The sequence below is a fragment of the Streptomyces yatensis genome, assembly GCF_018069625.1.
In the GTDB taxonomy this organism is placed as follows: domain Bacteria; phylum Actinomycetota; class Actinomycetes; order Streptomycetales; family Streptomycetaceae; genus Streptomyces; species Streptomyces yatensis.
Genome location: NZ_CP072941.1, coordinates 1934461 through 1948055, shown reverse-complemented (window position 1 = coordinate 1948055; position 13595 = coordinate 1934461). Strand labels below are relative to the sequence as shown.

Genomic DNA, 13595 nt, shown 5'->3' with positions numbered 1-13595 from the left:
CCTTCTGCTTGCCGCGGTGGCCCGTCTGTTGCCAAGCACATCACCTTCGGAGGCGATCATGCCGAAACACCTTGTCTTCCACCTGGCGGTGGCCACTGCCGGCGCCGTGATCGGACTGACCGCGGTCTCGTCAACAGCCGAGGCGGCCGTGCCGCCGCTCTCGCACCCGCGGATCGTCGCCCATTTCGACCGCCCGGCCGGGCAGGTGGCGGAGAGCGTCGCCGTGCGGCCGAACGGGTCAGCGGATGTCGGGCTCATCCTGTCGCGGCAGGTGGCTCATGTCACGCTCGGCGGACGCGTGGAGGTACTGGCGACCATGCCGCTCCCCGCGGACGGGGGAGTGAACACCCCTGGGCCCGGGGCCGCCGCGGTGACAGGGATCGAACGAACCGGAGACGGAACCCTCTACTTCCTGTATTCGGCAGGAGACGCGTCCCTCACCGGCCTCTGGAAACTGCCCCCGGGAGGCGAACCGGAGCGCGTCGCCGCCTTTCCGGCGGCGAGCTTCCTCAACGGACTTGCCAGGGACGGCCGTACGGGCAACTTCTACATCACCGACTCCACCCAGGGCAGAGTGTGGCGGGTCGGACCGCACGGCGGAACTGCCGAGTTCTGGGCCGCGGGAGAGGATCTCGCCCCGACGCACTTCTTCGGCGCCAATGGGGTGAAGGTGCACAACGGAGCCGTATGGGTCTCCAACCTCGATCGAGGAACCATCCTTCGGATACCGGTGACAGAAAAGGGAACGGCCGGTCCGCCCCAGGTCATGGCATCCGGACTCGACAGCGTCGATGATTTCGCCTTCACCGGCCACGGTGATCAGTTGCTGGCCGCACTCAATGTCCCGAGCAAGGTGGTCCTCATCACTCCGGGAAAGGCCCGCCGTATCGTCCTCGACGAGAGCGATGGTCTGCAGAACACCACATCAGTGGCGGTCGACGGCGATACGGTCTACGTCGCCAGCGGTGCGCTCACCACGGGCGGGGACGCGAATCTCCTGACGGCCCGTCTCGCTCACCACGACTGAGGCGACCGCGGCCGCGCCGACTGCCCGGCAGTTATCCCAGGAACGACAGTCCCATGGTGGCGGCCGCAGGGCCGGTGACAATGGGAACATGAGTCGTCCAGAGAACTCGCTGGGTAACGCGCTGCGTGGCTGGCGTGCCCGCATTACGACGGAAGACGTCGGACTGCCCGCCACCCGCCGGCGACGCACCGCCGGCCTGCGCCGCGAAGAGCTCGCCCATCTGGCGGGAATATCCACGGATTACCTTCTGCGCCTTGAACAGGGCCGGTCCCAGCGCCCCTCTCGCGACGTCGTGGCCGCACTCGCCCGCGCACTGCAACTCAGTACGGATGAAACCTGCCATCTGCACCTGGTGGCCGGGCTCCGCCCACCGACGCCGCCCACCATCCCGCATCAGATGCCGCCCGGTGTACAACGGCTCGTCAGCCGCTGGGGAAACATCCCGGTGGGCGTGTTCTCCGCCTCATGGACCCTCCTGACCTGGACGTCCATGTGGGAGGCCTTGCTGGGTGACCCGTCCGCTCGGACGCCGGAGGAACGAAACCTGGTACGCGCGGTGTTCAACGAGCCGCCGGACACGGGCCGTCCGCTCTTTCCCGTCGAGCAGAGCACCCCCGCATTCAAGGCCGCTCTCGTCGTAGACCTTCGGATAACGCAGGGTGCATATCCTCATGATGAGGACTTCAGAATGCTGATCGATGAGGTCATGAGCAACAGCGAAGAGTTCCGGGAACTGTGGAGCACCCCAGCGCTCGGGTCCCGCCTGGGCGGCCATAAACGCCTGCGGCATCCTCTTGTGGGGGAGATAGGTCTCGACAACGATGTGCTGAAGCTACCCGACCACGATGTGCGGATCGTGACCTATACGGCGGAGCCCGGCTCTTCGGACGAGCAAAAGCTGGAGTACGTGCGCATTGCCGCCGCCCGGACCACGCTGCCGCTGACATCCGGCTGAGGGCCGGACGTCCCCGACTGACCCGCCACCTCTCCGAACGGCAGCCAGAGGGGGCGCGGGTGTCGCGGCGGCGCGCGAAGGGTCTCTACAAACCTGTAGATTCTGTTTTCTCCTCACTATGGAGGTATTACTGACAAGGAGATGCAGATGACGCTGTGGGACCGCCTCAAGGACTCGGTCCAGACGATGCAGGCTCAGCTCACGGCGAAGAAGAACGACCTGCGGAGCGGGGCTTTCCGGGACGCCAGCATGGCGATGTGCGCCTTGGTGGCCGCGGCGGACGGCACGATCGATCCGTCCGAGCGGCAGCGCGTCGCCCAGCTCATCGCCACCAACGACGTGCTCCAGAACTTCCCCGCGGACGATCTGCACCGCCGCTTCGAGGACCACCTCGACGAGCTGACCACGGACTTCGCCCTCGGGATGGCGAGCGCCATGCGGGAGATCGGCAAGGCGAAGCGGAGGCCCGCCGAGGCCCGGGCCGTCATCCAGATCGGCATCGTCATCGGCTGCGCCGACGGCTACTTCGACGACAGCGAGCGCGACGTCGTCCGCGAGGCGTGCTCAGCCCTGGACATCCCGCCGACCGAGTTCGACCTCCACCGCCCCCTCCGCGTCCCCCGCCCGTCCCGGGCCCCGGACGGGCTCCCGCAGGCGGCCGGCGACCGGGGGTCCGGGCGGGCGGACTCCGGTGCGGGAGGGGCCATACGCCCCGAGGCCGCCGTACCCGGCGACGACCTCCAGGTCTTCCTCAAGGCGCTGACCAGCGGCACCCGTCAGAAGCTCTTCGCGCACTTCATCCATGGCGAGGAGCTGACCGTCGGCGAGGTCGCCGAGCGGGCCGGACTCGGCCCGTCGACCACCTCCGAGCACCTCGCGGTCCTCCGGCGCGGCGGCCTGCTCCAGTCGACGCGCAGCGGCAAACTGGTCCGCTACCGCGCCGACCGGGAAGGCATCGCCGAACTGCTCGGGCAGCTCCAGGCGTATCTTCTCGCCCCCTCCGAACCGCCGGACCCGCCTCTTACGCGGGGCTGAGCAGCACCGTCCGCTCGGCGGCGGCCCCGCGGCCGCCGCCGGTGGCCCGGCTCAGGCGCCGGAGGAGACCTCGACCTTCTCGCTGGATCCCGTGTCCTTCCCCTCGGCCGCCGCCCTGCGGTTGCGCTGGACCGAGGAGAAGAAGGACCAGGCGATCAGGACGACGCCGACGAGGCCCGTGATGACCTCGTGGATCTCGTACTGGATGGTGACGAGCAGGATCACGGCGAGGGCGCCGATCGCGTAGTGCGCGCCGTGCTCCAGGTAGACGTAGTCGTCGAGGGTGCCCTGGCGGACCAGGTAGACCGTGAGCGAGCGGACGTACATCGCGCCGATGCCGAGTCCGAGCGCCATCAGGACGATGTCGTTGGTGATCGCGAAGGCGCCGATGACGCCGTCGAAGGAGAAGGACGCGTCCAGGACCTCAAGGTAGAGGAACATGAAGAACGCGGCCTTGCCGGCCATCACGACCGCCGGGACCTTCTTGCCGCTCCGCTTGGCCTCTTCCTCGGCCTCCTGCTCGCGCTCCTCCTCTTCCTCGAGCTTGTTCTCGAAGTAGCCGGAGAGGCCGGCGACGATCAGGTAGGTGATCAGGCCCGCGATGCCGGCGATCAGGACGGTCTCCGTCTTGTCGGCATGGATGCCGCCGTGCTGGTGGGCGTTGGTGGCGAAGGTCATCGCGGAGACGAGCAGCACGACGAGCGCGATGCAGACGGAGAGCATGTCGACCTTGCCGAGCTTGGCGAGCGGACGCTCCAGCCAGGCGAGCCACTTGATCTCCCGGTCCTCGAAGATGAAGTCGAGGAAGATCATCAGCAGGAACATGCCACCGAAGGCGGCGATCGACGGGTGGGCGTCGGTCACCAACTGCTGGTACTTGTCCTTGTCGTCGAGCGCGAGCCGCACCGCTTCGATCGGACCGATCTTGGCGCTGATGGCGACGATCACGACCGGGAAGACCAGGCGCATGCCGAAGACCGCGATCAGGACGCCGATGGTGAGGAAGATCTTCTGCCAGAAGGCATTCATCTTCTTCAGGATCCCGGCGTTGACCACGGCGTTGTCGAAGGACAGCGAGATCTCGAGGATGGACAGGATCGCCACGATCCCGAAGCCGGTCCACCCCCCGTAGAACACCGCCGCGACCAAGCCGAGCGCGGTGACCGCGAACGACCAGCCGAAGGTTTTCAGAAGCACTGGCTACCCAATCGTTGTGTACGGGGCTCCCCCGCGCCATACCTGGCTTTGCGAAACATTGACCCTGCAGTCTAGAGCGATGCCCCGCAGCCCCGACACATATTCCGGGCCAACAGCACAAGACTTCCACTTGCCGCCGTGCCGGCCGCCGACGGGCTCGTGGGCCCGCCGGGGGGGCGGGCCCACGAGCGGCGGCTACCGGGATGCGTCCGGGTACACGGCGGTCGCGCGGATTTCGACGAGGAGTCCCTGGCTGGCGAGGCCGCTGACCCCGATGATCGTCCAGGTCGGGTAAGGCTCCGCGACGAGGCGCTGCTTGGCCTCGATGAAGCCGGGCAGGTGCCGGTGGATGTCGACGTGGTAGCTGGTGACGTCGACGAGGGCGGACAGGTCGAGGTTCTCCAGCCGAAGGATCTCCTCGATCTTCCGGATGGCGATCTCGGTCTGCTCCTCGATGGTGTCCGGGATGGTTCCGTCGGCTCGGCGGCCGATCGTTCCCGCGATGAACAGGAGGCCGTTCGCGCGGACCGCGGCGGAATAGCCGAAGCCCGCGAAGGCGCTGGTGGTTTGTCCGAAGACGGCGTTGTCCTCGGGGACCTCGACGGTGTGGATGGTCATGGTGGTGCTTCCTTTTCCTTGTTGACGTTGACGTTGGCGTTGACGTTGACGTCGGGCGTGGAGTCCGCGGAGTCAGTCGCCCCAGCGGGACGAACGGCAGGCGTGCTCCAGCCGGGTCCGGCCGAAGGTCTCGCGCTCGCGCAGGAATTCGCCGGGAATCGTGTACCGGGGTGCGTTCGCCGGGTTCTTCGCGGCCTGCGCGACGATCGCGTCGGTGAGTGAGCGGATCATGTCCAGCCGTGGATAGGCGGCGTGCAGGGCGTCGGCCTGCTCATCGGTGACGGCGTCGAGGTGGCCGGCCCCCACTGCGCCGCCGAAGTCGAGCGCGACGCCTTCGCGGACGAGCACGCACAGCGTGCCGCGGCGTTCCGCGATACCCGGTGAGGTGTGCAGGGCGATGGCCTGCCAGACCTGGTCGGTGTCGGCCGCGGGCACGCCGCGTTCGATGAGGAACGCGGCGGCCCGGTCGGCGCCTTCGACCTCGAACCGCTGGCTGTGCGGGCCGTCCGGCGCCACGCCGAGGTCGTGCATCGCGCACGCGGCGAACAACAGGTCGTCGTGGTAGTCGTGGCCGGCGGCCAGGCCGAGGCGCCCGGCCACCAGCCGGGCGAACAGATAGCTGCGGAGACTGTGGTTGAACACGGACGGCGTTTCCACCGGTCGGATGAAGTTCACGACCGCGTCGGCAAGCGGTGTGCCGGGCAGCGTGATCAGGTCGGCGGTCGCCTCGTGGGGAGATCCGGTCATGTCCTCAGCCTGGCCGCGACCGCCCTGACCTGGCGAGAGGCAAAATTTCCGCACTTCGATAGAATCTTGCCATGGCAGTGCATCGAGTCGCGGTCCTGGCGCTGGACGGGGTCACCCCGCTCGACCTGGCGATCCCGACGCAGATCTTCACCACCCGGCCGGAAACCCCCTATGAGATGACCCTGTGCGCGCTGGACGCGAAGGTGGTCACCAGCGCGGGCTTCGCCCTGGTCGCCGACGGGGAGCTGGAGCAGCTGCGCACCGCGGACACCGTGGTCGTGCCGGGATTCGAACCGATCGTCCAGCTGCCGGACGCCGTGCTCGACACGCTGGCCGGGGCCCGCGACCGGGGCACGCGTGTGGTGTCGATCTGCACGGGCGCCTTCGCCCTGGCCGCGGCGGGCGTGCTGGACGGGCTGCACGCCACCACCCACTGGAAGCACATCGACGAGTTGGCGCGGGGCTTCCCGGCCGTCGAGGTCGATCGCGATGTGCTCTACGTGGACGAGGGCGACGTGCTCACATCGGCCGGGGTGTGCTGCGGTATCGACCTGTGCCTGCACCTCGTGCGCCGCGACCTGGGGGCCGTGGTGGCCAACGAGATCGCCCGCGGTCTGGTCGCCGCCCCCCACCGGGACGGTGGGCAGGCCCAGTACGTACCGGCGCCCGTCGCGGTGGCCGGTGAGGCGTCGCTGTCCGGCACCCGGGGATGGGCCCTGCACCGGCTCGGCGAGCCGCTCACGCTGCGGGTGCTCGCCCGGCACGCGGGCCTCTCGCAGCGCACCTTCATGCGCCGGTTCACCGAGGAGACGGGCACGACCCCGTTGCAGTGGTTGCTGGGCGCCCGCCTCAGCAGGGCGCGGGAACTGCTGGAAACCACGGACCACCCGATGGACCGGGTGGCGCGGGAGTGCGGACTGGGCACGGCGGCCAACCTGCGGCTGCACTTCCGGCGCACACTGGGCACCACCCCCACGGCCTACCGCCGCAGCTTCGGGCGCTCCGTCAACTCCGATACGCCGGTGCCCGGTCGGGCGCCGGAGCAGCGGCCTGTCCGGTGACCGCGTGGCGTCACAGGTGCTCCGTCGCCGGGGGGAGCGGGTCGAGTACGGGGTTGGTGAGGTGCTGGTAGATGATCGAGGTGCGGAAGCCGACGATCTCCCGGCGGTTGGTGAACTGGTCCAGGAGGAAGGCATGCAGATGGTCGATGTCCTGGGCCGTGACGTGGACGAGGAAGTCGTCGCTGCCGGCCATCGTGTAGACGGAGACCACCTCCGGCAGCCGGGTCACCGACCGCTCGAAGTCGGCGACGACGTCCCGGCGCAGCGGCCGGACCTGGGTGAAGACCATCGCCTGCACGGAGCGGTTGAGTGCCCGCAGGGAGACTTGGGCCCGGTAGCCCTGGATGATGCCGCGCTTGTGCAGCAACCGGGTGCGTTCGAGGCAGGTGGAGGGGGCGATACCGAGCTTCTCGGCGAGGGCCCGGTTGGACAGCCGACCATCGGCCTGCAGATGGTGCACGATCGCCGAATCAAGTTCATCCATGACCGCCTCCTGGATCGTGACACCGAATGTACTTCGGCGTCACGTCAACCGTCCCGTGCGCCAGCCTAGCTTCGGGGCATGAGCCGAGCACTCGCACATGAAGACGTGGTCATTCGACGTGGACGCCGTTCCGGGCTGCCGCTGATCGTGGCAGTGCACTCCCGGGCCCTGGGCCCGGCGGTCGGCGGCTGCCGACTGCGCCGCTACGACACCTGGCAGCATGGACTCGCCGACGCGCTGCGCCTGTCGGAGGCGATGACCTACAAGGCCGCCGTGGCCGGCCTGGACTTCGGCGGCGGCAAGAGCGTGGTCGCCCTCGACAACGACACCGCACTCACCCCACAGTTGCGCGAGGCCGCACTGGAGGATCTGGGCGAGCTGATCGCCTCCTTCCAGGGTTCCTACCGCACCGGCCCCGACGTCGGCACCGGCCCCGAGGACATGGTGGTCCTGCGGCGCTTCTCGCCGTACGCGTACTGCGCGCCCGAGGAGCACGGCGGTACCGGCAACTCCGGAGGCCCGACCGCCACCGGCGTCCTGGCGGCCCTGCGCGCCGGTGCGGGGCAGGTATTCGGGGATGCCTCCTGCACCGGACGGACCGTGGTGATCAGCGGCTTCGGGTCGGTGGGCAGCGGTATCGCCGCCGGCCTGGCCACCGAGGGCGCACATGTCGTCGTATCCGACCTGGAACCCTCCCGCAAGGAGGCGGCGTTGGCGAGCGGGTACGGATGGGTCGAGCCCGGCCAGGCCCTGTCCGCGCCGGCCGACATACTCGTCCCGGCCGCCGTCGGCGGCGTACTCGACGACATGACCGTCCCGCGGATCACCGCGCGCCTGGTCGTCGGCCCGGCGAACAACCAGCTCACCGAGGAGCGCCTGGCCGATGACCTCGCGGGGCGTGGCATCGTCTGGGTGCCCGACTTCGTCGCCAGTGCCGGCGGTATCGCCTACGCCCTCAGCCGGGAGTCGGAGGGCTACAGCCACGAGGCCGCCCAGAAGCGGGTGGAGGGCATCGGCGACACCGTGACCCGCATCCTTGACCTGGCGCTCACGACCGGCACCACCCCGCTGCGGGCGGCCCAGCGGATCGCCGAACGCCGGCTGGCGTCCTCGCAAGCGGCCCAGCGCCCGTTGCGGGCATGACCGATTGAGCTGCCCGCGGTTCTGTGGGCCTCAGCAGGCAGGGTCGGCGTCGATGGCCGCCGCGGCAGTGACCGCCTCCAGCAAGGGCCAGCCATCGACTTCCACCACCTGCCGTTCCCCCGGCTGCCAACCGCGGGCCGACGCCGCGTCGAGCAGCGCCCGGACGGCGCCCGGTTCATGCAAGTTCAGGGAGCCGCCCCGGACGTACCCCACGTCCCCGGAGCCCATGGGGAACCCGCCCGGGACGTACCGGCCCGGCCCCTCGGCGAAGACGATGCGCAGCGGGGCGCCGGTGCCGGCCGGCTGCGGGTACAGGGTGAGGGTCTGGCGGCAGGCGGTGGACCGGCCGTCGTCCAGCACGCGGTGGCTGTGGCGTAGCGTCCACAGATACGTCCGCCCGTCGGCGACCAGGCGGCGGGGCTTGTTCGGATGGCGGGGCACAGAGACGAGCGTACGAGGCTGCCGCGCCCCTCAACGTCTTTGAAGCGCCCCTGTACATATCGAGCTCAATCCAGTGCGTTCAAGCGTGCCCAGGAATCGCCGATATCCGAGGAAAAGCTTTTACATCGCGCATTCGCCTTCCCGGCCGACCGCTGACAATGGCCGGCTGGGAAGGTGGCGAGGATCCAGGAAGGATGCGGAATGAAAGCGATCGTGGTGACGGACCAGGCCGCGGGAACGGCTGGGATGACGCTCGTCGAGCGGCCGGAGCCGGCCCCCGCGGGAAACGACGTACTCGTTCGGGTTCATGCGTCGGGCTTCACCCCGGGTGAGCTGATGTGGCCCTCGAGCTGGACCGATCGCCTCAATCGCGACCGGACACCGTCGATTCCCGGGCATGAACTTGCCGGGGTGGTCACCGCTCTCGGCTATGGCTCGGCACCGGGCGCGCTGCCGACCGGCAGACGGCACTCGACTTCGGGGCGCAGGAGTTCGTCGACCTCGAGAACGACGCCCTGGAGGACGTCGGGGGAGCCCACCTGGTGTTCGACGTTAGAGTTCCGTTGTCCGCCCGGCGGCGGAACGGCCCGGGTCGTCGTCCGCCCCGGGCCGTTGTGTTGTTCAGGTCCCTGAGACCCCTTGCGGTCTCCTCAGGTCCCCTCAGAACCCCTCAGGGATGGATCCGTCCTGGTCGATGACGTTGTCGCCGGCGCCGCCGTCGATGTCGTCCTGGCCGGGGCCGCCGAAGAGGTAGTCGTTGCCCGCCCCGCCCTTGATGGTGTCGTCGCCCTCTTCACCGTCGATCGAGTCATCGTTGCCGGCGCCGTCGAGGTAGTCCTTGCCGGGGCCGCCGTAGATCTCGTTGGCCACGTCATCGCCGATGACGGTGTCGTCGCCGTCCCCGGCCCATGCCGCGTACGAGTCGGTGATGGTGTCGTTGCCGGCGTTGCCGTTCGCGTTCGTGGTGTGGCTGATGGTGTCGTCGCCGTCGCCGCCCACCGCGACGGAAGCGCCGTTGATGGTGTCGTCCCCGGCCCCGCCGTCCACGTTCACATCGCCGCCGGAGATCTTGACGGTGTCATTGCCGTCGCCGAGTACGACGTTGCCCTGGTCGCCCGGGTGGTCCGGGTCGGGGACCGGCACGGTGCAGGTCACATACGTCAGATCGGTGGCGGTGGGGTGGGTGCAGCCGGTGCCGGCGGTGATCTCGACGACGTCGTCGACACCGAAGGTCAGCGTGGTGTCGGTCTCGCTGACCCGCTTGATGGTGAGCTTGTTGGTCTGGCCGTCGGCCGCCGTGTAGGCCATCACTCCGTCGGCGGCGGTCACGGTGGCCGGCGACGCGGCCGAGGACACCGGTGACGACGCGGACGAGGTGGCGGCCTGGGCGTTCCAGGCGAAGAGTCCGGTGCTGGCCGCGACGGCCAGTAAGGCGGCGACGCCGACCGGGCGGACGCGGCGGGAACGCGGGCCAAGGGTGGACACGAAAAACCTCCGTGGGGAGTGGATCTGATTTCCGATCACCCGTTTTGACGTGGAAATTCCGCGCGGGGTTGTGCCACGCCGATGCCCTCTTCAGCGATCTTTTCGAATTCCCCTTTCGCGTTCAGCTGCATGTCGCCAGGAATTTCCCTCGTGTTGCCGGAATGTGTCACCGCCGTCAGATGTGAGGTGATCGCGTCACGGTCGTGGCCGTCGCAAGCCGAGCGCCTCGCGGCCGGCGTAGCGGGCCTGGGTGCCCAGTTCCTACGGACGGCCTCGGCGAAGGTGGCCGCGCCGATCGGGGCGATCATGAACTCCTGGAAGTCCAGGCCGTGCACCGAAGAAGTCGCCGCTCTCGCAGGCTGGTCGTCGTCTCACCGGCCCCCGAGGACACCGTCGGGTCCGCCCAGGGTCGGCGGACGGGGCGCCCGGCATGTGGCCGGGCTCGACACCGCCGGCATGAGCGCGGCGGGTACGGAACGAAGGGCGCCGTGCCATACCCGGGCCATCTTCTCGTGACCCGCCTGGTTGGGGTGCATGCCGTCCGCGAGGTCGGCGGTGGTCAACGCGTCGTACATGCGCACGAGATGCACCCGCTGCCCCTTGGCGGCGACCACCTCGGGAAGGGCCGCGTTGTAGGCCGTGACTCGCCGCTCCCGTATGGGATCGGACTGCGGCGGAACCGTGGCGACGAACACCTCACAGGCCGGCCGGGCCTCCTGGATGTGGTCGATCAGCCGGGCCAGGCGCGTCGGGGCCCGCACGGCGTCGTGATGCTCGTTCATGTCGTTCGTGCCGATCAGCAGCAACACGGTGTGGGGGACACTGTGCCGCAGCCATGCCCGTACGTGTGCGTCCACCTGGCCGATGCGCCAGCCGGAGTGTCCTTCGTGGTGGCGGCTGCCCAGTTCGACCGGGCCGTTGGCGAGGGAGCCGACGAAGTCGACGGCATGGCCGTCCGCGGCCAGCCGCTGCCCGAGTGCGACGCGGTAGCCACCGGGGTAGGCGTGGTGCCCATCGGTGATGGAATCACCCAGGGGCATGATGCGCACCCTTCCCGCGGACGTGCTGGAGTGGCCATGAGGGTTGAGTGGCGCTGCCACGAAGGGCTCCTTGGGGACGCGGGCGGTTGAAGGCCGTAGGGGGAGGGACTCAGGTCTCCTCCCGCCTACGGCAGCTCGGTCAGACCTTCGGCGGGATCGGCACGGTGGGGCTGATGCCGGTCGACCCGTTGATCATCTTGGTGACGGCGCCCGCCAGGCGCAGATAGAAGTCGGAGGAGACGCTCGTCCCGTCGGCGTCCAGGGTGAGGAAGTACTGGTTGGCGGGGATCATCGACGTGTCCGTCGCGGCCGGTGCGATGGCGGTGGCCTCGTCGTACTCGTCGAACATGGCGATGAAGGCGGACTTGGTGCCGCACCGGGCGGCGGCCACGGCCTGCTGCCACATGAAGTCACCGGCCCTGCGCGGGATCTCGTTGCGCGGGGCTCCCTCCTTCCAGTTGGACCAGGCGAATCCGGGATAGATCACGGGCTGGTAGTCCTGCCCGCGCGCCCTCAGCTCGGCCATGTCATCGTCGAACAGCTTCTGGTCCACGGTGGCGTTGCCGACGTTCCAGGGAGAGACCATGTTCAGGGCGGCGTAGACGGGACCGAAGCCGGGCTTGGCATTGGCATCGGTGCGCCAGCCCCGGGGAACGCCCCCGATGACATAGGCGCCCTTGCTCTTGAACCAATTGACCAGTTCAAGGCAGCTGTTGACGGTGCCGGGGCGGTTGGTGAAGCCGAGGCCCCACAGGTGGACGACGGGCTTTCCGCCCTCGCGCGTGTAGGCCGGGGAATCGGGAAGGCGCAGCGTGCCGTTGATGGTGTTGGTCCAGTCGCTCTGGATCGTGGCCACCAGATTGGTGTCGTTCAGGCCGCTGATGTCGTACTCGATGTAGAAGCCGCGCCCGTACTTCTGCGCCGCGTCACGTGCCCTGCTCTGGATGTCATTGCGTTGTTCGAAGCGCGGCCGGCCGACGGCGACGATGTCACTGCCGAAACGCTGGAGGGCCGCGCCGTCTATCCCGTACTGCCGCATCCAGCGGAAGTGCTGGTCGATGACCGCGGTGGAGTAGGAGCTGAACAAGGTGGCGGGCTTGCCGTTGCCCAGCCGGGCGTACCCCGTCGGGAAGAGGGACCCGGCGGGATAGGCCGAGATATCCGGGTAGAGCTCGAACGTCTGGTTGCCGGGGGACGGTGTGGTGCCCTTGGACCAGTGCGTCCAGGCGTTGATCGGAGAGCCGTCGCCGGCGGCGGCGAACCACCCCTGGTACCCCACGTACACCTTTCCCTTGACCGCGTCGGCCGCATACGTCCGCATGTGCTCTGGTGCGGGGCGCGGGCCCGAGCCACTTCCGGTCCGCGCATCGGCGGGTGTGAGACCGCCGATTCCGGTCCAGGCCGCTGCCCCTGCGACGCCGAGAGCGCCGGTACCGCGCAGGAAACTCCGCCGGTTGTGGGAGTGTTCAGCCATGTCAGCTCCTTGCCTGGCGCTGTGTGTGAGACGAGCTCGGAGGAAGCGGCACAAGCGAGCCGGGAACCGCGCGCAGCGCCCCGTACCAGACGGCGGCCATCTTCCCGTAGCCGGCCCGGGTCGGGTGAATGCCGTCGGCGAGATCCGCGGTGGTCATCGCGTCGTAGATCTTCACCAGATGCGTGTGCGGCCCCTTCGAGGCCACGATCTGGGGAATCGCCGCGTTGTATGCCCTGACCCTGCTCTCGAGGGTGGCGTTGGACTGCGGCGGAACGGTCGCGACGAACAGCTCGCACCTCGGTTTGGCGGCCCGGATGTGGTCGATCAGCAGCGACAGGCGTGCGGGCGCTTTGGCGATGTCATGGTTCTGGTTGAGGTCGTTGGTGCCGATGAGTAACAGGACCGTGCGGGGGTCGCTCTGCCGGAGCCAGGTGTTGATGTCGGCGTCCAGTTGGTCGATGCGCCAGCCGGAGTGGCCCTCATGGTCGTGATCGCCGAGCTCGGTGGGGCCGTTGGACTGGGAGCCGACGAAGTCCACGGTGTAGCCGCCGGCTGCCAGACGCTGCCAGAGACCGACGCGGTACCCGCCGGGGTAGGGGGTGAATCCGTCGGTGATGGAATCGCCGAGCGGCATGACGCGCACACCGCCGTTGGACTCTCCTGGGGTGTCCGCCGACGCTGGGGTCGATCGCAGTACGAGATCGGCGGCCACGAAGGCGCCGCCGAGAAGGGCCGCGCGTCTGGACATGGTGGCATTCATGGGACTCCTGTGAAGACGGCTGCGAAGGGGTGTGGGGATGCGCGCGCTCTCGGGCGCGAGATGGCACCTCGGTCACCGAGTGCCGGGAGTAAGGAAATGCGTGGGATCGCGTCGCGTGCGCGGGCGGG

General features: G+C 68.8%; 16 protein-coding genes and 1 pseudogene. 7 read left to right on the top strand and 10 right to left on the bottom strand.

What is annotated here, in order from left to right; all coding sequences use genetic code 11:
• The first annotated feature begins 58 nt into the window (after positions 1-58).
• From J8403_RS07535 to J8403_RS43520, 4 genes and pseudogenes are all read left to right on the top strand, one after another.
• Positions 59-1027: an SMP-30/gluconolactonase/LRE family protein gene (locus J8403_RS07535; RefSeq protein WP_211122476.1), complete on the top strand. Its 969-nt coding sequence runs from the start codon at positions 59-61 to the stop codon at positions 1025-1027.
• Between the two features lie 88 nt (positions 1028-1115).
• Positions 1116-1982, top strand: a complete 867-nt coding sequence (locus tag J8403_RS07530) for a helix-turn-helix domain-containing protein (protein WP_211122475.1) — start codon at positions 1116-1118, stop codon at positions 1980-1982.
• Positions 1983-2129: 147 nt separating this feature from the next.
• Positions 2130-2582 (top strand): annotated as a pseudogene (locus tag J8403_RS43525) (tellurite resistance TerB family protein); the annotation flags it as partial.
• Positions 2559-3017, top strand: coding sequence for an ArsR/SmtB family transcription factor (locus J8403_RS43520; protein ID WP_246586310.1), 459 nt, complete (start codon positions 2559-2561; stop codon positions 3015-3017). The pseudogene J8403_RS43525 and the gene J8403_RS43520, both read left to right, overlap by 24 nt.
• A 51-nt stretch (positions 3018-3068) precedes the next feature.
• Here the strand turns inward: J8403_RS43520 and J8403_RS07520 are convergent, their stop codons facing one another.
• The 3 genes from J8403_RS07520 to J8403_RS07510 all read right to left on the bottom strand — a co-directional run bounded on the left by J8403_RS07520 (position 3069) and on the right by J8403_RS07510 (position 5579).
• Positions 3069-4214, bottom strand: a complete 1146-nt coding sequence (locus J8403_RS07520; protein ID WP_211122473.1) for a DUF475 domain-containing protein — start codon at positions 4212-4214, stop codon at positions 3069-3071.
• A 195-nt stretch (positions 4215-4409) separates the two neighbouring features.
• Entirely contained in the window at positions 4410-4832 is a 423-nt protein-coding gene (locus J8403_RS07515; protein WP_211122472.1) for a Rid family hydrolase, read from the bottom strand.
• A gap of 72 nt (positions 4833-4904) precedes the next feature.
• On the bottom strand, positions 4905-5579 hold the full coding sequence (locus J8403_RS07510) for an HD domain-containing protein (RefSeq protein WP_211122471.1): 675 nt from the start codon (positions 5577-5579) through the stop codon (positions 4905-4907).
• A 71-nt stretch (positions 5580-5650) separates the two neighbouring features.
• Between J8403_RS07510 and J8403_RS07505 the strand changes: the two genes are divergently transcribed.
• Complete coding sequence (locus J8403_RS07505) at positions 5651-6640, top strand: GlxA family transcriptional regulator (RefSeq protein WP_211122470.1); 990 nt, start codon at positions 5651-5653, stop codon at positions 6638-6640.
• 10 nt (positions 6641-6650) lie between these two features.
• Here the strand turns inward: J8403_RS07505 and J8403_RS07500 are convergent, their stop codons facing one another.
• Positions 6651-7124 carry an Lrp/AsnC family transcriptional regulator gene (locus J8403_RS07500; RefSeq protein WP_211122469.1) on the bottom strand — a complete coding sequence of 158 codons (474 nt, stop codon included), beginning with the start codon at positions 7122-7124 and terminating at the stop codon, positions 6651-6653.
• A 78-nt stretch (positions 7125-7202) separates the two neighbouring features.
• On the opposite strand from J8403_RS07500, the gene J8403_RS07495 reads away from it, so the two are divergent.
• Positions 7203-8267, top strand: a complete 1065-nt coding sequence (locus J8403_RS07495) for a Glu/Leu/Phe/Val dehydrogenase family protein (protein ID WP_211122468.1) — start codon at positions 7203-7205, stop codon at positions 8265-8267.
• A 30-nt stretch (positions 8268-8297) separates the two neighbouring features.
• Here the strand turns inward: J8403_RS07495 and J8403_RS07490 are convergent, their stop codons facing one another.
• A complete protein-coding gene (locus J8403_RS07490; protein WP_211122467.1) occupies positions 8298-8708 on the bottom strand; it encodes a hypothetical protein in 411 nt (136 codons plus the stop codon).
• A gap of 201 nt (positions 8709-8909) precedes the next feature.
• On the opposite strand from J8403_RS07490, the gene J8403_RS07485 reads away from it, so the two are divergent.
• On the top strand, positions 8910-9341 hold the full coding sequence (locus J8403_RS07485; protein ID WP_211122466.1) for an alcohol dehydrogenase catalytic domain-containing protein: 432 nt from the start codon (positions 8910-8912) through the stop codon (positions 9339-9341).
• 27 nt (positions 9342-9368) lie between these two features.
• Here the strand turns inward: J8403_RS07485 and J8403_RS07480 are convergent, their stop codons facing one another.
• From J8403_RS07480 to J8403_RS07460, 5 genes are all read right to left on the bottom strand, one after another.
• Positions 9369-10193, bottom strand: a complete 825-nt coding sequence (locus tag J8403_RS07480) for a calcium-binding protein (protein WP_211122465.1) — start codon at positions 10191-10193, stop codon at positions 9369-9371.
• Between the two features lie 35 nt (positions 10194-10228).
• On the bottom strand, positions 10229-10501 hold the full coding sequence (locus J8403_RS07475) for a hypothetical protein (RefSeq protein ID WP_211122464.1): 273 nt from the start codon (positions 10499-10501) through the stop codon (positions 10229-10231).
• Between the two features lie 63 nt (positions 10502-10564).
• Positions 10565-11233, bottom strand: a complete 669-nt coding sequence (locus tag J8403_RS07470; protein ID WP_246585746.1) for an SGNH/GDSL hydrolase family protein — start codon at positions 11231-11233, stop codon at positions 10565-10567.
• 139 nt (positions 11234-11372) lie between these two features.
• A complete protein-coding gene (locus J8403_RS07465) occupies positions 11373-12707 on the bottom strand; it encodes a glycoside hydrolase family 99 protein (protein ID WP_211122462.1) in 1335 nt (444 codons plus the stop codon).
• Between the two features lies 1 nt (position 12708).
• Positions 12709-13455, bottom strand: coding sequence for an SGNH/GDSL hydrolase family protein (locus tag J8403_RS07460; RefSeq protein WP_425519757.1), 747 nt, complete (start codon positions 13453-13455; stop codon positions 12709-12711).
• Between the last annotated feature and the right edge of the window lie 140 nt (positions 13456-13595).

What these genes read in the sequence shown, in the direction of transcription:
- J8403_RS07475 (WP_211122464.1), bottom strand. Translation starts at nt 10,501, where the DNA reads ATGATCGCCCCGATCGGCGCGGCCACCTTCGCCGAGGCCGTCCGTAGG.
- J8403_RS07535 (WP_211122476.1), top strand. Translation starts at nt 59, where the DNA reads ATGCCGAAACACCTTGTCTTCCACCTGGCGGTGGCCACTGCCGGCGCC.
- J8403_RS07510 (WP_211122471.1), bottom strand. Translation starts at nt 5,579, where the DNA reads ATGACCGGATCTCCCCACGAGGCGACCGCCGACCTGATCACGCTGCCC.
- J8403_RS07470 (WP_246585746.1), bottom strand. Translation starts at nt 11,233, where the DNA reads ATGCCCCTGGGTGATTCCATCACCGATGGGCACCACGCCTACCCCGGT.
- J8403_RS07530 (WP_211122475.1), top strand. Translation starts at nt 1,116, where the DNA reads ATGAGTCGTCCAGAGAACTCGCTGGGTAACGCGCTGCGTGGCTGGCGT.
- J8403_RS07485 (WP_211122466.1), top strand. Translation starts at nt 8,910, where the DNA reads ATGAAAGCGATCGTGGTGACGGACCAGGCCGCGGGAACGGCTGGGATG.
- J8403_RS07495 (WP_211122468.1), top strand. Translation starts at nt 7,203, where the DNA reads ATGAGCCGAGCACTCGCACATGAAGACGTGGTCATTCGACGTGGACGC.
- J8403_RS07515 (WP_211122472.1), bottom strand. Translation starts at nt 4,832, where the DNA reads ATGACCATCCACACCGTCGAGGTCCCCGAGGACAACGCCGTCTTCGGA.
- J8403_RS07460 (WP_425519757.1), bottom strand. Translation starts at nt 13,455, where the DNA reads ATGTCCAGACGCGCGGCCCTTCTCGGCGGCGCCTTCGTGGCCGCCGAT.
- J8403_RS07465 (WP_211122462.1), bottom strand. Translation starts at nt 12,707, where the DNA reads ATGGCTGAACACTCCCACAACCGGCGGAGTTTCCTGCGCGGTACCGGC.
- J8403_RS07505 (WP_211122470.1), top strand. Translation starts at nt 5,651, where the DNA reads ATGGCAGTGCATCGAGTCGCGGTCCTGGCGCTGGACGGGGTCACCCCG.
- J8403_RS07500 (WP_211122469.1), bottom strand. Translation starts at nt 7,124, where the DNA reads ATGGATGAACTTGATTCGGCGATCGTGCACCATCTGCAGGCCGATGGT.